Source organism: Pseudoxanthomonas sp. Root630 (assembly GCF_001427585.1).
GTDB lineage: Bacteria > Pseudomonadota > Gammaproteobacteria > Xanthomonadales > Xanthomonadaceae > Pseudoxanthomonas_A.
Window position 1 is genome coordinate 569,148 of the sequence record NZ_LMGY01000001.1, and the last position, 17,392, is coordinate 586,539.

Annotated in this window: 19 protein-coding genes and 1 pseudogene; 1 reads left to right on the plus strand and 19 read right to left on the minus strand. The window is 65.8% G+C overall.

Annotated features, from left to right (window positions below):
* Nucleotides 1-59: 59 nt before the first annotated feature.
* From ASD72_RS02700 to ASD72_RS02775, 16 genes are all read right to left on the minus strand, one after another.
* Entirely contained in the window at nucleotides 60-992 is a 933-nt protein-coding gene (locus tag ASD72_RS02700; protein ID WP_056878400.1) for a CsgG/HfaB family protein, read from the minus strand.
* On the minus strand, nucleotides 989-1,471 hold the full coding sequence (locus ASD72_RS02705) for a hypothetical protein (RefSeq protein ID WP_114229173.1): 483 nt from the start codon (nucleotides 1,469-1,471) through the stop codon (nucleotides 989-991). Before ASD72_RS02705 ends, ASD72_RS02700 begins: the two co-directional genes overlap by 4 nt.
* Before the next feature lie 59 nt (nucleotides 1,472-1,530).
* Nucleotides 1,531-1,773 carry a DUF2274 domain-containing protein gene (locus tag ASD72_RS02710; protein WP_056878402.1) on the minus strand — a complete coding sequence of 81 codons (243 nt, stop codon included), beginning with the start codon at nucleotides 1,771-1,773 and terminating at the stop codon, nucleotides 1,531-1,533.
* Nucleotides 1,770-2,912, minus strand: coding sequence for a TrbI/VirB10 family protein (locus ASD72_RS02715; RefSeq protein ID WP_240309589.1), 1,143 nt, complete (start codon nucleotides 2,910-2,912; stop codon nucleotides 1,770-1,772). The genes ASD72_RS02710 and ASD72_RS02715 overlap by 4 nt, the downstream gene beginning before the upstream one ends.
* Nucleotides 2,913-3,019: 107 nt before the next feature.
* A complete protein-coding gene (gene trbG / locus ASD72_RS02720; protein WP_056878404.1) occupies nucleotides 3,020-4,072 on the minus strand; it encodes a P-type conjugative transfer protein TrbG in 1,053 nt (350 codons plus the stop codon).
* Nucleotides 4,069-4,758 carry a conjugal transfer protein TrbF gene (gene trbF, locus ASD72_RS02725; protein ID WP_056878405.1) on the minus strand — a complete coding sequence of 230 codons (690 nt, stop codon included), beginning with the start codon at nucleotides 4,756-4,758 and terminating at the stop codon, nucleotides 4,069-4,071. The genes trbG and trbF overlap by 4 nt, the downstream gene beginning before the upstream one ends.
* A gap of 3 nt (nucleotides 4,759-4,761) precedes the next feature.
* Complete coding sequence (gene trbL / locus ASD72_RS02730) at nucleotides 4,762-6,126, minus strand: P-type conjugative transfer protein TrbL (RefSeq protein ID WP_056878406.1); 1,365 nt, start codon at nucleotides 6,124-6,126, stop codon at nucleotides 4,762-4,764.
* Between the two features lies 1 nt (nucleotide 6,127).
* Nucleotides 6,128-6,517 (minus strand): putative entry exclusion protein TrbK-alt, encoded by a 390-nt coding sequence (trbK-alt, locus tag ASD72_RS02735; RefSeq protein ID WP_056878407.1) that lies wholly within the window; start codon nucleotides 6,515-6,517, stop codon nucleotides 6,128-6,130.
* Nucleotides 6,518-6,530: 13 nt separating this feature from the next.
* Complete coding sequence (gene trbJ / locus ASD72_RS02740; protein ID WP_056878408.1) at nucleotides 6,531-7,304, minus strand: P-type conjugative transfer protein TrbJ; 774 nt, start codon at nucleotides 7,302-7,304, stop codon at nucleotides 6,531-6,533.
* A complete protein-coding gene (trbE, locus tag ASD72_RS02745) occupies nucleotides 7,301-9,739 on the minus strand; it encodes a conjugal transfer protein TrbE (RefSeq protein ID WP_056878409.1) in 2,439 nt (812 codons plus the stop codon). Before trbE ends, trbJ begins: the two co-directional genes overlap by 4 nt.
* 14 nt (nucleotides 9,740-9,753) lie before the next feature.
* Nucleotides 9,754-10,035 carry a VirB3 family type IV secretion system protein gene (locus tag ASD72_RS02750; protein WP_056878410.1) on the minus strand — a complete coding sequence of 94 codons (282 nt, stop codon included), beginning with the start codon at nucleotides 10,033-10,035 and terminating at the stop codon, nucleotides 9,754-9,756.
* Nucleotides 10,035-10,367, minus strand: a complete 333-nt coding sequence (locus ASD72_RS02755; RefSeq protein WP_056878411.1) for a TrbC/VirB2 family protein — start codon at nucleotides 10,365-10,367, stop codon at nucleotides 10,035-10,037. Before ASD72_RS02755 ends, ASD72_RS02750 begins: the two co-directional genes overlap by 1 nt.
* Nucleotides 10,364-11,404, minus strand: a complete 1,041-nt coding sequence (gene trbB, locus ASD72_RS02760; protein ID WP_056878412.1) for a P-type conjugative transfer ATPase TrbB — start codon at nucleotides 11,402-11,404, stop codon at nucleotides 10,364-10,366. Before trbB ends, ASD72_RS02755 begins: the two co-directional genes overlap by 4 nt.
* Nucleotides 11,405-11,570: 166 nt before the next feature.
* Entirely contained in the window at nucleotides 11,571-12,011 is a 441-nt protein-coding gene (locus ASD72_RS02765; protein ID WP_056878499.1) for a CopG family transcriptional regulator, read from the minus strand.
* 11 nt (nucleotides 12,012-12,022) lie between these two features.
* Nucleotides 12,023-14,014 carry a conjugal transfer protein TraG gene (locus ASD72_RS02770; RefSeq protein WP_056878413.1) on the minus strand — a complete coding sequence of 664 codons (1,992 nt, stop codon included), beginning with the start codon at nucleotides 14,012-14,014 and terminating at the stop codon, nucleotides 12,023-12,025.
* Between the two features lie 116 nt (nucleotides 14,015-14,130).
* Nucleotides 14,131-14,430 carry a DUF2285 domain-containing protein gene (locus ASD72_RS02775; RefSeq protein WP_056878414.1) on the minus strand — a complete coding sequence of 100 codons (300 nt, stop codon included), beginning with the start codon at nucleotides 14,428-14,430 and terminating at the stop codon, nucleotides 14,131-14,133.
* A gap of 208 nt (nucleotides 14,431-14,638) precedes the next feature.
* On the opposite strand from ASD72_RS02775, the gene ASD72_RS02780 reads away from it, so the two are divergent.
* On the plus strand, nucleotides 14,639-14,860 hold the full coding sequence (locus tag ASD72_RS02780; RefSeq protein WP_056878415.1) for a helix-turn-helix transcriptional regulator: 222 nt from the start codon (nucleotides 14,639-14,641) through the stop codon (nucleotides 14,858-14,860).
* On the opposite strand, the gene ASD72_RS02785 is transcribed toward ASD72_RS02780, so the two are convergent.
* The 3 genes and pseudogenes from ASD72_RS02785 to ASD72_RS02800 all read right to left on the minus strand — a co-directional run bounded on the left by ASD72_RS02785 (nucleotide 14,843) and on the right by ASD72_RS02800 (nucleotide 17,343).
* Nucleotides 14,843-15,733: a LysR substrate-binding domain-containing protein gene (locus tag ASD72_RS02785; protein ID WP_056878416.1), complete on the minus strand. Its 891-nt coding sequence runs from the start codon at nucleotides 15,731-15,733 to the stop codon at nucleotides 14,843-14,845. The two genes, ASD72_RS02780 and ASD72_RS02785, sit on opposite strands and share 18 nt — an antisense overlap.
* Before the next feature lie 80 nt (nucleotides 15,734-15,813).
* A pseudogene (locus ASD72_RS02790) lies at nucleotides 15,814-16,930 on the minus strand (MFS transporter).
* Nucleotides 16,927-17,343: a carboxymuconolactone decarboxylase family protein gene (locus tag ASD72_RS02800; RefSeq protein WP_056878419.1), complete on the minus strand. Its 417-nt coding sequence runs from the start codon at nucleotides 17,341-17,343 to the stop codon at nucleotides 16,927-16,929. Before ASD72_RS02800 ends, ASD72_RS02790 begins: the two are co-directional and overlap by 4 nt.
* Nucleotides 17,344-17,392: the final 49 nt, after the last annotated feature.

Here is a 17,392-nt window from a genome sequence, read left to right on the forward strand (position 1 = left end):
CTTGGGTTGTGGCCCGGAATTGGGCCGTGGGGGAACGGAAGGTGTGCTGAGGCCGCCAGTCAGGGCAGTGACTGGCCGGGATCGCGGCGATGGGTCGTGACAGCAGCAATCCGATCGCCGGTCAGGCGTGGACGCTGCTCGGGCGGACGCGAGGCGAGGCAGGTTTCGGGATCGGATTTGAGGACGGTCCCGACGAGGCGCAGGGTCACTTCTTCGAGCGTCGTGCGGATGCCGAGTTGAAGGGGTTCCTGACCCTTGGCGCCGATGTTGATGTCGAAGAGGTTGGAGCCGAAGAAGCGGAAGGTGCCGGCGCCGATCTCGTAGCCGGTATATTGCTTGGTCAGACTGACGGTCTTCACGACGATCAGTGAGCGGGTGTCGACGATGCGCAGATCGACCGCGACCGATTGCGTGAACACCCGCGCCTTCGGCCCGACGCCGTTGACGCCGATCTCGGCGCCGCCGGAATGGAGGTCGTAATTGACTTCGGTGATGCCGCCGACGATGAAATAATCAGAGCCGATCAGCGAGCCGCCGAAATACGGCAGCCACTTCACCGGCCCGCCAGGCTGGCCGGGAACGCTATGTTGTTCACCGTCGCCGAGCTGGCGCTTGTCCATCCACAGCAGCTCGCGTTCGGCGACAGACGGATCGAAGCGTTCGGCAAGACGGATACGGTCGCCGAGCTTGCCGAGCGCCGATGTGACCATCAGTGCGCCGCCCTGCGTGACCGCATTGCCCTCCAGATTGGAGAATTTGCCGGTATAGTCTCGGACCTCGCCGACGCCGATGACCAGCGCCTTCGCCTTTGTGGGAAGCTGCGTGGAAAAGCAGGCGAACACCGGGTCCATCGGTGTGCGATTGTCACGCACCGGCGGCCCGACCGGCTGGGCGGCTTCGCCGGCCGCCAGTTGTTCGGTGTGGATCGAGGCGCAGGCCGTCAGTGAGACGGCCACCATGGCGACGGCGGTGAAACGGGCGGCACCGATCATCTCGCACCGCCGAAGCTGCAAGCGCTCGAACCGGAAACGCTGGAGTGCTGCGATCCGCTGTTGGTCTGGGTTGAATTGAGCGCCTGGGTCGGGCTGCCGCTCACCGAAGCGGAGGCCGATCCGGTAACGCCGGCAGAGACGGCGCCGCTGTTGCTCTGCCAGCTTCCGGCGCGGCCCGTACCCCGACCATTCAGCACCGTGTCGGAATTGTTGCCGGTGGCGAGCGCGGTCGGACCACTGACCGAGGGCGAATTGGCGATCGCGCTCTGCGATCCCTCGTTGCCGACCGAGGTGGCGGTGACGCCGCAATTATACTGGCGGTCGATATTCGTGGTGTAGCTGGGCGCCTGATAGAAGCCGCCGCGCCGCTTCTCCATCAGGTCGAGGACGATCGCTTGATTGGCACGGTCGGCGGAGGTGCGGAACTGCCAGCCATAGCTTTCGCCGTAATTGTTGGCGTGCGCCGGTGCGGCGAGCATGGTGGAAGCAATCAGGACGGCGGCAAGGCGATGGCGGCCTCCCGTAGAATGGGATGGGGTCATTGGTCAGACTTTCGGGACGAGGACGGATCGGTCGCACGGCGGGCTTTCGCGAAGCCGCGATCGGTGGCGATGAACCGCTCCAGCATGGGGACGATGAGTTTTGTCGGCTCGATCGGAGAACCGCCGTCGGCCAGCAAACGCCCGTAATCGGTCAGATCGCGGTGCAAGGCGGCGGGCAGTTCGACCGTGACCTTGACCGGCTTGTCATCGGCGATCGGGCCGAGCTTGAGCTTGCTCATGGCGCGCTCCCGTAAGGTTCGAGCACGAGATCGCGGGTGACGATCACGCGGACCGGGAAGCCGGGGCGGATGGTGAGCGTCGGGGCGATGTCGAGCTGGCGGCCGACCACCTGCCGTCCGACCTGGCTCACGCTGTCGGATGCGCCCTGACGCAACGCGCGGGCGATCTCGCTCTCGTCACCGGACGATCCCGCCTGGCTGCCGATGCTGAGCAGGGTCGAAAGTGCTGCGGCCTTGAACAGCTCGCTCCAATGATAATCGACGCCATCCTCAAGACCGGCATAACCTTGCGGGTCCGTGCCGGGCTGGCGCTCCAGCACGATCGAGCGGCCGTTCGGGAAGATCAGCCGATTCCAGACGAGCAGGATGCGGCGCTGTCCGAAGCCGACGCCATTGTCGTACTGGCCGATGACACGGGTGCCCTGCGGGATCAGCAGGATGCGGCCGGTCGGGCTATCATAGATGTTCTCCGTCACCTGCGCAGTGATCTGGCCGGGCAGATCAGAGCGGATGCCGGTGATGAGGGCGGCGGCGATCACCGCCCCGGCCTGAAGCACGTTCGGCGATGCGGGGGCCGCGACGCGATCGGGCGAGACCGTGCGCTTGTCGGGCGTTTGGTTGAGGAAGGCGAGCTGACGGTCCTGCGCCGAGGGTGTCGCCGGCTGCGGTGCCAGGCCGAGGCTGGCGAGGTCCGGCATGGGCGCTGCGGAAGGCGTGGAAGCCCCCGGTGTCGCCTTGTGTGTCTCGGTCGGGGCGAACAGCTTCGCCAGCCGTGCGGCCTCCAGCTCCTGCAAGCGGCGCTGCTCCTCCGGGCTGGGACCGGCGGGCATCGGCGTCGTCATCGCCGGCGGCGTGACGGGCTGGCCGCGGTTCTGCGCGTCGAGCATGGGGCGGCCGAGATCGCCGGGCAGCGGCGGGCCGAGCACCGGGCCGGTATAGTCCTTCGGCAGACCGTTCAGCCCGTCCGGCGTCGTCCGGTTATCGGTGGAATAGAGTTCCTCGCTCTTGCCGCCGCCATGGCCGACCTGAAGCGCATAGATCAACGCTCCGCCGACGCCCATGCTGGCGACGACACCCAGACCGGCTAGCACCTTGCGCGACAGGCGGGTGACGCGCGGCGGCTCGGACCTCAGTCGCATCGGCGCGACCGGCTCGCCGGTCAGCGGCTGGGCGTCGTCGCCCCCCGCATCGGTCGGACGCGGAGCATCCGGCTCGCGGCCTTCTTCCTTATAGGGATCGGCGGCGCTCATGATGCCGGCCTTCCGTCGGTGCGGGAGATACGGACGCGCTTCTGGCTGCGGTCGGCGCCGAAACGCAGTTCGGCGGCGGCGAACAGCCGATCGATGATCATGTAGTTGCCGCGCACGCGGTAGTTCACCAGTTCGGAGGTCGCGCCTTCCGGCCCGACGACGAACAGCGGCGGCATCTCGCCCTGGCCGATACCGCGCGGGAATTCGATGAAGACCTGCCGGCCGTCATCGAAGGCGCGCAGCGGTTTCCACGGGGCACGGTCGCCCGACACTTCGTAGCGGAAATTGACGCGGGACAGATCGACCCCGGTCGAGATCGGCTGCTGGGCTTCTGCCTGTGCATTCTGGCGTCGCAGCGCGATGAGTTGGTCCTGCGGGTACTGCCAGGACACCGAGGCCATATAGGTCCGCTCGGTCGAGCGCAGTTCCATATGATAGGTGCGCAGGTTCGTGTTGATGACGAGATTGGTCATTAGTTCGGGCCGGGTCGGCTTGACGAGGATATGGACCTGCTTGCCCGCGCCAGCGCCGCTCTCGGTATCGCCGATGATCCAGCGCACCGTGTCGCCGGCGGCGACCGGGCCGGAACCGACCAGCGTTTCGCCCGGTTGAAGCGCGATGTCGGTGATCTGCCCGACAGCGGTGTAGACCTGATAAAGCGCCCCTTGCGTGAAGGGATAGACCTGCATGGAGTTGATGAAGCCGTCGCGGACAGGCTGGATGCGCGCGGCGGCATTGGCCTGATTGACGCGGGCGGCAGGATCGACCGGCTCGGGTGTTTGGCGCGAGGCTCCCACCGGCTTCATCTGGCCGGGCAGCGGCAGAGGCTTGGGCAGTTCGACCACGGTGACGGGCGCTGGCGGATCGACCGTCTGCACGGCGGGCGCCGCGTCGTCATAGGCGATGTCGGGCGGCGGGGTCGTGGTCGCACAGCCGGCGAGCGCCGTGGCGGAGAGCAGCACGACCGCATAGGCGGATTTACGGAGAGACGGGAATACGGGAGTGCGTGCCGCCGGACGTCCGGCGGTCGGATGAGACGGCCGGATCATTGTCCAAGCTCCTTCGACCAGTTGATGGCGTTGACGTAGATGCCGAGCGGATTGGCCCGGAGTTTTTCCGCATCGCGCGGGGTCTGGAGCGCGATCGTCAGGATGGCGGACCAGCGTTCGGTGCTGGCGAGTGCGCCGTCCTGATAGCGGCGCTCAATCCAGGCGACGCGGAAACTGTCGGGCGACGCCCGGATCACGCTGGAGACTTCGACGGCCACCTGCTGCTTGCCGACCTTGGTGAAGGGGTCGTTGGCGCGGGCGTAATCGTTCAGCGCCAGCGCGCCAGCCTGCGTGGTAAAGTCGTAGGCGCGCAGCCAGTTTTGGCGGACGATGATGGCGTCGGCGGGGATCGAGCGGACCTGCTCGATGAAGCGCGCGAGGTGGAAGGCGATCTGCGGATCGGTCGGCCGGTAGTCAGCGATGGCGGGGGCAACCGCCTGCGCCTGTCCGAGCTTGTCGACCTGCACCACCCACGGCACGATCGAGCCGCTGGTCGATTGCCAGACCAGCGCGGCGGACAAGCCCGCCGAGAGCGCCAGCGAACCGAAGGCCATGAGCCGCCAGTTCTTCGCCTGCACGCGGGCGGAACCGATGCGGTCGTCCCAGACCTGGCTCGCGCGTTGATAGGGCGTCTCGGGCTGGGGTGATTTGCCGTAATGGGTGGCGGGTCGCTTGAAGATGGACATGGATCAGTCGCTTTCGGAGAGATTGACGGAAGAGCCGCCGCCATGGGCGTCGCCGGACTTGACGGCGTGGGCGGCGGCCTGGACGCCGTGGGAGAATTTCTGGGAGCGCTGCATCCGCTTCGCCCAGGCGGGCGGGCTGCCGGCGGCGGATGCGGACGGTGCGTCAGGGGCTGAGGCGGCGTCGGCCTCTCCGCCGATCGTGCCAGCAGTCGAAGAGCCGCCTGTCACCTCGAACGCGCCGCGCGCACCGGACTGGTAGCTCTGCTTGAGGCTGTCGGCGGCGCGACCAGCGGCCTTCTTCAGCGGCGAGACGGCGGCTTGCGCGCCAGTCGAAGCGACATTGCCGAGGCCGGATGCGACGACGGATGCGCCGGACTGACCGGCCGCGCCGAGGCTGTAGGCGGCGGAAGCGCCACCCGCGAGCGCAGCCCCGCCACGGGCGGCGGCAGCGGCGCCTCCCGCCAAGGCCGCTCCACCGGATGCGACGGCGCCGATGGCCGCACCGCCTGCCGCGACCATGCCGCCGGCGGCGAGGCCCGTGCCGATCGCCGCGCCGGCGCCAAGCTGCGGGCCGCCGGAAACGAGACCGTTGGCAATGCCGGGACCGAAGATGCCGAGGCCGAGAAGGGAAAGAGCCGCGAGCACGATCGCCATCGCATCGTCGATGGTCGGCGTCGCACCGCTGAAGCCCTTGGTGAACTCGGAAAACAACGTCGAGCCGATGCCGATGATGACGGCGAGCACCAGCACCTTGATGCCGGACGAGATGACGTTGCCGAGCACGCGTTCGGCCATGAAGGCGGATTTGCCGAACAGGCCGAAGGGGATCAGCACGAAGCCGGCGAGCGTCGTCAGCTTGAACTCGATCAGGGTGACGAAGAGCTGCACGGCCAATATGAAGAAGGCGAGCAGGATCAGCGCCCAGGCGAACAGCAGGCAGGCGATCTGGATGAAGTTCTCGAAGAACGACACCCAGCCCATCAGGTCGGAGATGGAATCGAGTAGCGGGCGACCCGCATCGAGGCCGGTCTGCGCCACCTTGCCGGGACGCATCAGGTCGGAGACCGAGAACCCTGTGCCGCTGGCCTTCAGGCCGAGGCCGGCAAAACTCTCGAAGACGATGCGGGCAAGGTTGTTCCAGTTGCCGATGATGTAGGCGAAGACGCCGACGAACAGCGTCTTCTTCACCAGCCGGGCGATGATGTCCTCGTCGGCGCCCCACGACCAGAACAGCGCCGCCAGCACCACGTCGATGACGATCAGCGTGGTGGCGATGAAGGCCACCTCGGGTTTGAGCAGGCCGAAGCCGCCGTCGATGTAGCGGGTGAAGACTTCGAGGAAATGGTCGATGACGCCGGTGCCCTGCATGTCAGCGCGCCTCCAGGTCGATGGGCGCATCGGCCGGCATGGACTCCTTGCGGATCGGATCAGCGGCTGGGTCCGGCGCGGATGGGAACAATGTCGTCGGCGCGCCCGGCGCATCGGGTGCCGATGTGCTGATCTCGCTGCCCTGTTTCAGGAAGCGGTCGCGGTTCTGTGCCCATGCCTTCAGACAGGCCGGATCACGGGTGGCGGCCTCGCCCATGTCGCGGCAGCGGCGCAATATCGGCCGCGACGGTGCGGTCTGCGCATCGAGGTCGGGCCGGAGGATACGCACCTCCGGTTCATCAGGCTTGCGCGTCATCTCGATCGCGGTGGCAGTGATGGCGACGCCGACGAAGACGACGGCGCCGATCCGGGCGAGCATCTTGCCGTCCATGGCGTCGCTCCCCTCAATTGCCGCTGTTCGGGAACATCCGGGCATTGCCCGGCTGATAGCCCGCGCCCGGTGTCAGGAAGCGGCGGCGCTGCTCGCGGCCCTGTTCCGCGGCAGCGGCACGTTCGGCATCGGTCAGCGCCTGCGCCCGACCGTTGGCGGCGACGACGGCGGTGAGATCGGCGAGCTGCTGGGCCTGAAGGGCGAGAAGCTGGTTGCCGGCCTGGGCCGCCTGCAACGCGCCGGTGGCGCCCTGGCTGGCCCCGACCAGCCGTGACATCTCCGTGCGGTTGGTGTCGATATTGCCGACGACGGTGGCCTGCACCTTCATCGCGTCCTGAAGACCGCCGACCGTGTTCTGCCAGCGCGAGCGGGCGTCGGCGACAAGCTGCTTGTCCGACGCCGACATCGAGACATTGGCGTATTTCTGGGAAAAGACCTGATCGATCTGCTTCACGTCATAGGCGATGTTCTGCGCCTGTTGCAGAAGCTGTTGGGTCTTCTGCACCGACTGCTGAATCTGCTGAAGCGACGAGATCGGCAGGCTCGCCAGATTCTTCGCCTGGTTGATGAGCATCTGCGCTTCGTTCTGAAGCGAGGTGATCTGGTTGGTGATCTGCTGGAGCGCGCGGGCCGCCTGTATGACGTTTTGCGCATAGTTCGATGGGTCGAACACGACGATGGCGTGGGCCGGTGTCGCCACCAGTGTCGTCAACACTGGCGCGGCGATGATGGGAGTGGTCAAGAGCGCGGCAGCGAGCCGCGCCGCGCGGGTGCGGCGGAAAGTCATGGCAGTGTCTCCAGATTGGTGAGGTTGGGGATGAGATCGGCAGCCCATTCGACGCCACGATGGCGCAACCAGGCGGCGAGGAAGCCTTCCGAGCCGTGTTCGGCCATGACGGCTGCGATGGCAGCCTGATCGGTCTTGGAGGATGCGGCGCAGAGCGCCAGCGCCACCTCCGACAGGCCCAGCTCGAACAGCCGGTTGCCGCGCCGCGACTGGCAGTAATAGTCGCGCTTCGGCATGGCCCGCGCGAGGATCTCGATCTGCCGGTCGTTGAGACCGAAACGGCGGTAGATGGCGGTGATCTGCGGCTCGATCGCCCGTTCGTTGGGAAGCAGAAGCCGGGTCTGGCAGCTCTCGATGATGGCAGGCGCGATCGCGCTGCCGTCGATGTCGGATAGCGACTGCGTGGCGAAGATCACGCTGGCGTTCTTCTTGCGCAGCGTCTTCAGCCATTCGCGGAGCTGGCCGGCGAAGCCCTCGTCGTCCAGCGCGAGCCAGCCTTCATCGACGATGATGAGGGTCGGCGACCCGTCGAGCCGATCTTCGATGCGGTGGAACAGATAGGGGAGCACGGCGGGTGCGGCGTCCGTGCCGATCAGCCCTTCTGTCTCGAACGCCTGAACGGTCGCGGTGCCGAGATGTTCGGCCTCCGCATCGAGCAAGCGGCCCCAGGCACCCCCGACACAGTAGGGACGCAGCGCCTGCTTGAGGTCGTTCGACTGGAGCAGGACGCAGAGGCCGGTGATGGTGCGTTCCTCGACCGGCGCGGAGGCGAGCGAAGTCAGCGCCGTCCAGAGATGCTCTTTCACCTCCGGGGTGATGGCGACGCTCTCGCGGATCAGGATGGCGACGATCCAGTCGGCCGCCCAGGCGCGTTCGGCGGTCTGTTCGATGCGGGCAAGCGGTTGCAGCGAGACGGAGGTTTCCGATCCGTCCGTCAGCCCGCCGCCGAGATCGTGCCAGTCGCCGCGCATGGCGAGGGCTGCGGCCCGAATGCTGCCCCCGAAATCGAAGGCAAAGACCTGCGCGTTTCGGTAACGACGGAACTGAAGCGCCATCAGCGCCAGCAGCACCGACTTGCCCGCGCCGGTCGGGCCGACAACGAGCGTATGCCCGACATCTCCGACGTGAAGGGAAAACCGGAACGGGGTCGAGCCTTCGGTCTTGCCGAACAGCAGGGGCGGTGCACTGAAGTGCTCATCCCGTTCCGGCCCCGCCCACACCGCTGAAAGCGGGATCATGTGGGCGAGATTGAGCGTGGAAATCGGCGGCTGCCGGACATTGGCGTAGACGTGGCCGGGCAACGATCCGAGCCAGGCATCCACGGCGTTGATGGTCTCTGCCATCGCCGTGAAGTCGCGGCCCTGAATGACCTTCTCTACGAGGCGTAGTTTCTCGTCGGCGATGCGGGGATCATTGTCCCAGACCGTTACCGTCGCCGTGACATAGGCGATGCCGGCATAGTCGGCACCGAGTTCCTGAAGCGCGAGATCGGCATCCGCCGCCTTGTTCGACGCATCCGTGTCCACCAGCACGGATTGCTCGTTGGTCATCACCTCCTTGAGGATCGCGGCGATGGACTTGCGCTTGGCGAACCATTGCCGCCTGATCTTGGTCAGCAGCTTCGTGGCGTCGGTCTTGTCGAGCAGGATGGCGCGAGTGGACCAGCGATAGGGGAAAGCCAGCCGGTTCAGTTCGTCGAGCAGGCCCGGTGTCGTCGCGGTCGGAAATCCGGTGATGGTCAGCACGCGCAGATGCTGATCGCCCAGGCGCGGCTCCAGCCCGCCGGTCAGCGGCTGATTGGCGAGCAGCGCGTCGAGATAGATCGGGGTTTCGGGGACGCGTACACGGTGCCGGTGCGTGGACACGCAGCCATGCAGATAGGTCAGCGTCTCGCTGTCATCAAGCCAGCGGCATTCCGGCATGAAGGCTTCGATCAGGCGCAGGAGCCGGTCGGTGCGGTCGGCGAAACCCGACATCACCTCGTTGGGATCGATGCCGGTCTTCTCGCGGCCCTCATAGAGCCAGGTTTCTGCGCGCGCGGCGTCCTCGGCGGGCGGCAGATAGGTGAAGGTCAGGAAATAGCTGGACTCGAAATGCGCGCCCGCTTCCTCGAAATCCGCCTTGCGCTCGGCATCGATCAAAGCGGAGGCGGAATCCTGGAACAAGCTGTTCGGATAGGTCGCGGCGGCATGGCGCTGCGCTTCGACGAAGATCGCCCAGCCAGAACCGAGACGGCGGAAGGCGTTGTTCAAGCGCCCGGCGACGGCGACCAGTTCGGCCGGCACGGCGCTGTCGAGGTCCGGCCCACGGAAGCGAGCTGTCCGCTGAAAACTGCCGTCCTTGTTCAAGACGATGCCGGCGCCGACCAGCGCCACCCAGGGGAGGAAGTCGGCGAGCCGTGCGTTTTTGTTACGGTATTCGGCAAGGTTCATCATCGCGCGGCTCCCTGTCAGACCGTGAGGTGCGCGGGGATGCGCAGATGGCGGCGGCCGACCTCGACGAAGAGCGGATCGCGCTTCGCCGCCCAAACCGCCGCGAAATGGCCGATCACCCAGATGGCGAGGCCGACCAGCCACAGGCGCAGGCCGAGGCCGACCGCGCCTGCCAGCGTTCCATTCATGATGGCGATGGCGCGCGGCGCGCCGCCGAGCAGGATCGGCTCGGTCAGTGCCCGGTGGACCTGCACTGTGAAGCCCGGAACCTCGCTCCCCTGATCGACGACGCCCGCCATCAGACCAGCGCCCCGCCGCCGAAGGAGAAGAACGACAGGAAGAACGAGCTTGCCGCGAAGGCGATCGACAGGCCGAACACGATCTGGATCAGACGGCGGAACCCGCCCGACGTATCGCCGAAGGCCAGCGCCAGACCCGTCGAGATGATGACGATCACGGCAATGATCTTAGCGACCGGGCCTTCGATCGACTGGAGGATTTGCTGGAGCGGCTGTTCCCACGGCATCGACGAGCCGGAGGCGTGGGCGGGCACGGCCGTCAGGATGCTGACGACGGCGACCGAGGCCGACAGGGTGAGATGGTGGCGCATCACGCGCAGGCGCTGGATCATGGACGATCTCCTTCGGGGTTGAGGTTGGGGGCTTGGGAGGTGGAAATCGGGTCGCCGTCGTCCCCGGAAACCGGAGTGCTGACGGCGGGCACGACGCGGTAGTCGCCGTCAGGGCCAAGACCCTCAACGCGGGCGAGTTCGGACAGGCGGCGGGCCGAGCCACGGCCGGAAAGGACAGCGACGAGATCGATCGTCTCGGCGATCAGCGCGCGCGGGACGGTGACGACGGCTTCCTGAATGAGCTGTTCCATGCGGCGCAGCGCACCGATGGCGCTGCCGGCGTGGATCGTGCCGACCCCGCCCGGATGACCGGTGCCCCATGCCTTCAGGAGATCGAGCGCTTCCGCGCCGCGCACTTCGCCGATCGGGATACGATCGGGACGCAGTCGCAGCGATGAGCGCACCAAATCGGAGAGCGACGCCACGCCATCCTTGGTCCGCATGGCGACGAGGTTGGGCGCTGCGCATTGCAGTTCGCGCGTGTCCTCGATGATGACGACGCGGTCGGCGGTTTTCGCCACCTCGGCGAGTAGCGCATTGGTCAGCGTGGTCTTGCCGGTCGAGGTGCCGCCGGCGACGAGAATGTTGGCGCGCGATGCTACGCCCTCACGCAGCGCCTCGGCCTGGGCCGCCGACATGATCCCGGCCGCGACGTAATCGTCGAGGGTGAACACCGCGACGGCGGGCTTGCGAATGGCAAAAGCCGGGGCCGCGACAACCGGCGGCAACAGCCCCTCGAACCGCTCTCCCGTCTCCGGCAGTTCGGCCGAGACGCGCGGGTTACCCGCATGAACCTCGGCGCCGACATGGTGGGCGACCAGGCGCACGATGCGTTCGCCATCGGCAGGCGACAGGCGTTCGCCCGTATCGGACAGCCCTTCGGAAAGTCTGTCGATCCAGATGCGGCCATCCGGGTTCAGCATAACCTCGACGACGGCAACGTCTTCCAGAAACCGGGCGATGGCCGGACCGAGCGCCGTGCGCAGCATCCGCGCGCCGCGTGCCAGACCTTCCGAATTGTGATGCGAAACCGCCATTCGATCCCCGATCTCGCCGGGGAGAAACACACGGTCCCCGGACGGGGATGATTAAAAGAGCCGGAAATCAGGTCGGTTCAACAACTATCGAATGTCGTGCGGGGATCGGCGAGAAAAGGCGGCAATCGGCGGGATTGAATATTTGCCGACTACCGCCATCAGCCCTTCATGATTGTGAATCACCACTGCCATTTCGCCGTGCATCAATGTCACGCGACAGGTCTTTGAGGAACCGATCGCCGGTCGCGAGTTTCCGGCCGAGCGTGTTGAGGAATTTCGTGAACCGTTCCCCGCCCTTCGCCTTGGCCGATGCGTGGGCACTCTCGGGAAGCGGTGGTGTGATGGTCATCCAGTATTCGACGAACAGCGAGAGCGTCTCACCGAGGATGGCGAGGTCTTCGTCCAGCCCGTCGATCTGGCGACCGATCCGGTCCATGCGACGGGCGAACACCGCCTCCAGCCGTTCGGAGGCGTCGGCGGACAGGAAGGATGCGACGGCGGCTTCGATGACAGCGGACTTGGAGATGTTGCGGCGGAGCGCCAGCGCCTCGACCTTCTTCAGAAGATCGGGATCGAAATAGACGTTCATGCGGGTCTTGGTCTGCATGACCGCCATCCTCACAGGTCGATGCCGTCAGCCGGGTCCATCGTCGCCTGCCGGGCGACCGACGTGACCTGAAGGCGGAGGCGGCGGGCTTTCGCGGCGTCGATGTCGGGATCGTCGTCGAGCACGTCGAACTCGTTGAAGGTCGAAGGCTCGGGCGGCGCGATTTCCTCGTGCTCGGGCAATTCCGGCTCACGGCGGATACCCGCATTGGCTGGATCGACGACGCCGCCGCTCCCGTCACCCGGTGCGGCGCCTGCCGACGTGGACGGGATCGCCAGCGCCGACCAGTCATCAGCGGGCTGCTTCGCCGGACCTTTTGCCTCAGCCAGCTTCGGCGGAGGCAGGATGCGCTCCATGAACCGGGCGTCCTCGTAATAGCGCGCCTTCTTCGCCCGCACCGGCGGCACGCCCGCGACCAGCAACAGTTCATCGGCGGGCAGAAGCTGCATGACCTCGCCGGGGGTCAGCAGCGGCCGGGCCGTCTCCTGCCGCGACACCATGAGATGCCCAAGCCAGGGCGACAGCCGGTGGCCGGCATAGTTGGTGGAATCGCGCATTTCCGTCGCGGTGCCCAGCGCATCCGAGACGCGCTTAGCGGTGCGCTCGTCATTGGTGGCGAAGGCGACTCGCACATGGCAATTGTCGAGCACACTGTTGTTCGCGCCATACGCCTTCTCGATCTGGTTGAGGCTCTGCGCGATCAGGAAGGATTTAATGCCATAGCCCGCCATGAAAGCGAGCGCGCTTTCGAAGAAGTCGAGGCGGCCGAGTGCGGGAAACTCGTCGAGCATCAACAAGAGACGATGGCGGTTGGACGATGTCTTCAGGTCTTCGGTCAGCCGCCGCCCGACCTGATTGAGCAGCAGGCGGATCAGCGGCTTGGTGCGGTTGATGTCGGAGGGTGGCACAACGAGATAGAGGCTGACGGGCTTTTCGCCCGCGACCAGATCGGCGATGCGCCAGTCGCACCGCGCCGTCACCTTCGCCACCACGGGATCGCGATAGAGACCGAGGAACGACATGGCGGTCGAAAGCACGCCCGACCGTTCGTTGTCGCTCTTGTTCAGAAGTTCGCGCGCCGATGACGCGATCACCGGATGAACGCCGGCTTCGCCCAGATGCGGTGTGTTCATCATCGCGCGCAACGTCGCCTCGACGGGGCGCTTGGGGTCGGAGAGAAAATTGGCGACGCCAGCGAGAGTCTTCTCCTTCTCGGCGTAGAGAACGTGGAGGATCGCACCGACCAGCAACGAATGGCTGGTCTTTTCCCAATGGTTGCGCTTGTCGAGCGCGCCTTCGGGATCGACGAGGATGTCGGCGATGTTCTGCACATCGCGGACTTCCTTGTCGCCGCGCCGCACCTCCAGCAGCGGATTATAGGCCGACGAAGCCGGATCGGTCGGATCGAACAGCAGCACGCGGCCATGCTTCGACCGGAAGCCGGCGGTCAGCCCCCAATTCTCGCCCTTGATGTCGTGGACGATGACCGAACCGGGCCAGGTCAACAGCGTCGGCACCACAAGGCCGACGCCCTTGCCCGATCGGGTCGGGGCGAAGCACAGCACATGCTCGGGGCCGTCATGGCGCAGATAGTCGTGGTCGAGGCGGCCGAGCAGGACGCCATCGGGGTCGAGCAGCCCGGCCGCCTTGATCTCTTCCGGTTCCGCCCATCGCGCCGATCCGTATGTTGCGACGGTCTTCGCCTGCCGGGCGCGGATAACGGACATGCCGATCGCAACGGCGATGGCGATGAAACCGCCCGATGCCGCGACGAACGCACCCTCGACAAAGATCGAAGGCGCATAGGCATCGTAGCAATACCACCACCAGAAGAAGATTGGAGGATAATAGACCGGCCAACCCGCCGCCTCGAACCAGGGCGGCCCAAGCTGCGCCTGAAACCCCAACCTATAAGCAACCCATTGCGTCGCCGCCCAGGTCGTTAGCAGGACAATGGTGAACACGAGGGCGATCTGCCCCCAGAGAATCTGGCCTCCGCGCATACAGGCTCCGATCGGCAAAAGAGACGGAGCCGATCAGAGAATAGCCGTTCCGACCACAAGCAACAGCAATTCCGAAGCGTGCGGGTTTCGGATACCATGGCGAAGAAAAAGGACGGTCAGTGCCGTGTCGATCGCGCCTCGGCCGCCGCCTGTTCCAGTATCTTGCGATAGCCGACGCCGGTCATCCATTGCGCGCGGGCGAGATGGCTCTGCCAGCATGTCCGGGTCCGCTCGGTTTCCGTGACCGGATCACGATGCAGAACGATCCGCGCCACCTCCTGCCAATCGGCGCCGTCCGCCTCGGCGTCGAGCAGGCGTAGATAGGTCACGAAATGCTTCTCGTCATAGATCGTGATATCCGGCCCGGTTGGGGCCAGATCATCGACATCGGGATCGAGTTCGGGGCGCACGCGCATCCTGCGGTTCTCCTTTCGGCACCGCGACGGCGTTTCACGCTTTACCGCAAATCGCTCTCGAATACGAGCGACCGACCGGATGTTTCCTTTACCGCGGCAAGCAAGGTGTCGTCTGCGGACAATAATCCTCCTTCAGTTACCACAAGAATCGACGAATCGGAACGATCATTCCTAGAACGATCGTTCCGACGCAGGTTCCTGTGCAGCCATGGACCTGAAAGAGGTCATGGCGGTCAATCTGCGTCGGATGCGTCATGACAGAGACATGACGCAGGAAGAGCTGGCCGACCGTGCAGCACTAAGCGCACGCTATATCGGCGCGATCGAACGGGCCGACGTGTCGGCCAGCGTCACGGTATTGGGGCAGATCGCCGAGGCGCTCGCGGTCGAACCCGGCGAATTGTTGAAAGCGTCACCCCGCTCGGGCTGACCGCCCCATCTGCGCGGCGAGGTCTAGCAGGTTCATGAGCGCCGGGCTGCGGTTGTGCGGCGACCAGATGGCGCTGAACCGGGCCTGTTCAGTCTCGTCGGCGATCGCGCGCAGCACGATGCCGGGGACGTTCATGTGCCGTGCGGTCTCGCTGACGAGGGTCACGCCTTCGCCGCTTGCGACCATGTGCATCAGCGTATCGCGGCCGACATCGCGACGCTGAACATGCGGAGATCGCCCGCGCTCGGCGATGCGCCGGACAATATGCTCGAAGAGCTGCGGCCCGCCTCCGGCGGTTCGCACCAAGAATGTCTCCGGCGCGAGGTCAGACCATGTGATGCTATCGCTCATCGCCAAGGGATGAGCCGCGGGCAAAGCGATTAGATAAGGCTCGCTCCAGAGCAGTCGGGAATGGCAGTCCGGCGCGTCGACCGGATCGAGCACCAACGCCACGTCAAGCTTGCCGTCGCGCACCAGAGCTACCGTCTGCGCGGAAGGGCCTTCCGTGACGATTTGCTCGACATCGGGATGTTCAGCACGGAAACTTGCGCGCAGATCAGCGAGGAAGCCGCCCGCAATAGACGAAATGAGACCGATGGCGAGTTGCCCGGTCGCACCGGAGGAAATTGCTCCGGCGGTTCGGATGGCATGGTCGAGATGGTCGATCCCGGTCGCGACCTCGGCGACGAAACGGCGTCCGGCTTCCGTCAGCCGAACGCCGCGATGACGCCGCTCGAACAACAAGATGCCCAGTGTTTCCTCCAGCGCCTTGATCCGGGCGCTGACGCTCGATTGCGTCGTGCCCAGCACATTCGCCGCATGGTGAAAGTTCAGATGCTCCGCGACTGCAAGAACGTGCAGAAGAGAGACCATCGGTATCCGACCGCTGGCGACGCCCGGAATATCAGAAACGCGGCACGTCCTACGCATCTTATTTGTGCCTTGCTGAATCGTCAGGGCGCACCTGCTCGGGTCGCCCGACCTATGAGGGTAAAAGCGATGCTCGCGCCCGCTACGGCCACACAGACCAGTGCGAAGCCACAGACGCCGACCCAGCCATGGGATGCCCAAACGATCCCGGCCCCGGCACTGCCGATAGCGCCGCCCGCGAAGGTGAAGGCCATGTAGATCGTGTTGAGACGGCTGCGGATGTCCGCGCCAAGGGCGAAGATACGAGCCTGATTGGCAATCTGCCCGGCCGATAGGGCGAAGCTCAGGAGGTTTGCGCCGATGACCAGCGCGAGATAGTCGTCCGATCGGAAGATGACGAGCGCCAGACTGATCGCCGCTAGAACGATCGCACCGTTGCTCACCCGGTCCTGTCCGAACCGATCGATCAATCCGCCGGCGAACAGCGAAGCCAGCCCGCCGATCCCGCCCCACAGCGCGAAATAGCCGACGCCGGCAAGGTCGAGATCGAACGGAGGCTGTCCCAGGCGGAACGGGATGGTGGTCCAGAAGGCAGAGAAGGCCGCGAAGATCGCCGCACCAAGAAGGCACGACAGACGCAGCGCCCTTTCGCGGCGGAGCAATCCCCAGAGAGACCCCAGCAGGGCGAGATAGGGCGTCGCTGCCGGGACGATGCCGCGCCGTGGCAGCACGGCCGGCAGAATGACGGCCGACGCCGCCATCAGCCCGGCCGCAACCAGATAGACGGGCCGCCATCCGAAACTGTTTGCCCCCACCCCCGCCAGGGTGCGGGACATGAGGATGCCGAGCACGAGGCCCGTCTGCACCGCCGCGATGACACGGCCGCGCCGTTCAGGGCGGGTCAGTCCGGCGGCCAGCGGCAGCCAGCGCCGCCGCCACGCCGATGAGCAAAATGCGGACGAGAGAACGCGGCTCGTTCCGGTCGCCCAGCGGCACGACGAGCAGGATGCCGAGGGCATAGCCGAGCTGCGACAGCGTGGCGATCAGGCCGGCATCGCGCGGGCTGACGCCGAAATCCGCCGCGATGGCCGGAAGCAGCGCCTGATTGAAATAGACATTGGCCACGGTGAGTGCGGACGCGATCGCCATGATGACGATCGCGGGCGCTCCCAGTTCGCGGACGGAGGGCGCCTCGGTCATGCGGCGGCTCCATCCATGCCGGAAAGAACCTGCCCCGCCGCCGTGATCGCGGCCAGTGCGCCCGGGACGCCGGCGACGATGGCGACCTGGATCAGGGTGCCGAAGACTTCCTCGCGGGTCGCACCGGCGCGGATCGCGGTTGGGATGTGGAACTTCAGGACATCAATGCCGGTCGTCCCGAGCGCGGCTCCGGCAGCGATGATGACGAGTTCGCGCGTCTTCAGATCAAGATCGTCGCGGCCGTAGACATCGCCGAACACCCATTCGACGACATAGCGCCCGATATCGGGCGAGCTGTTCTTAAAGTTGTCGAGAAAAGCCTGAGCCGGAAATCCGGTGACGGCGGCGAACCGCTCGCTGCCCTCTCTGAATCGATCATTGGATGGGGATGTGGTGGAAATGGAGTCTGACATCGTGTATCTCCTATGCACTGCACAGTGCAGTGCTGGATTAATTACACTG

What these genes read in the sequence shown, in the direction of transcription:
- ASD72_RS02700 (WP_056878400.1), bottom strand. Translation starts at nt 992, where the DNA reads ATGATCGGTGCCGCCCGTTTCACCGCCGTCGCCATGGTGGCCGTCTCA.
- ASD72_RS02800 (WP_056878419.1), bottom strand. Translation starts at nt 17,343, where the DNA reads ATGTCAGACTCCATTTCCACCACATCCCCATCCAATGATCGATTCAGA.
- ASD72_RS02710 (WP_056878402.1), bottom strand. Translation starts at nt 1,773, where the DNA reads ATGAGCAAGCTCAAGCTCGGCCCGATCGCCGATGACAAGCCGGTCAAG.
- ASD72_RS02755 (WP_056878411.1), bottom strand. Translation starts at nt 10,367, where the DNA reads ATGATCCAGCGCCTGCGCGTGATGCGCCACCATCTCACCCTGTCGGCC.
- ASD72_RS02775 (WP_056878414.1), bottom strand. Translation starts at nt 14,430, where the DNA reads ATGCGCGTGCGCCCCGAACTCGATCCCGATGTCGATGATCTGGCCCCA.
- ASD72_RS02750 (WP_056878410.1), bottom strand. Translation starts at nt 10,035, where the DNA reads ATGGCGGGCGTCGTCGATCAGGGGAGCGAGGTTCCGGGCTTCACAGTG.
- ASD72_RS02780 (WP_056878415.1), top strand. Translation starts at nt 14,639, where the DNA reads ATGGACCTGAAAGAGGTCATGGCGGTCAATCTGCGTCGGATGCGTCAT.
- ASD72_RS02765 (WP_056878499.1), bottom strand. Translation starts at nt 12,011, where the DNA reads ATGCAGACCAAGACCCGCATGAACGTCTATTTCGATCCCGATCTTCTG.
- ASD72_RS02770 (WP_056878413.1), bottom strand. Translation starts at nt 14,014, where the DNA reads ATGCGCGGAGGCCAGATTCTCTGGGGGCAGATCGCCCTCGTGTTCACC.
- trbJ (WP_056878408.1), bottom strand. Translation starts at nt 7,304, where the DNA reads ATGACTTTCCGCCGCACCCGCGCGGCGCGGCTCGCTGCCGCGCTCTTG.
- ASD72_RS02785 (WP_056878416.1), bottom strand. Translation starts at nt 15,733, where the DNA reads ATGGTCTCTCTTCTGCACGTTCTTGCAGTCGCGGAGCATCTGAACTTT.
- trbG (WP_056878404.1), bottom strand. Translation starts at nt 4,072, where the DNA reads ATGATCCGGCCGTCTCATCCGACCGCCGGACGTCCGGCGGCACGCACT.
- trbE (WP_056878409.1), bottom strand. Translation starts at nt 9,739, where the DNA reads ATGATGAACCTTGCCGAATACCGTAACAAAAACGCACGGCTCGCCGAC.
- trbF (WP_056878405.1), bottom strand. Translation starts at nt 4,758, where the DNA reads ATGTCCATCTTCAAGCGACCCGCCACCCATTACGGCAAATCACCCCAG.
- trbL (WP_056878406.1), bottom strand. Translation starts at nt 6,126, where the DNA reads ATGCAGGGCACCGGCGTCATCGACCATTTCCTCGAAGTCTTCACCCGC.
- trbK-alt (WP_056878407.1), bottom strand. Translation starts at nt 6,517, where the DNA reads ATGGACGGCAAGATGCTCGCCCGGATCGGCGCCGTCGTCTTCGTCGGC.
- ASD72_RS02715 (WP_240309589.1), bottom strand. Translation starts at nt 2,912, where the DNA reads ATGCGACTGAGGTCCGAGCCGCCGCGCGTCACCCGCCTGTCGCGCAAG.
- ASD72_RS02705 (WP_114229173.1), bottom strand. Translation starts at nt 1,471, where the DNA reads ATGCTCGCCGCACCGGCGCACGCCAACAATTACGGCGAAAGCTATGGC.
- trbB (WP_056878412.1), bottom strand. Translation starts at nt 11,404, where the DNA reads ATGGCGGTTTCGCATCACAATTCGGAAGGTCTGGCACGCGGCGCGCGG.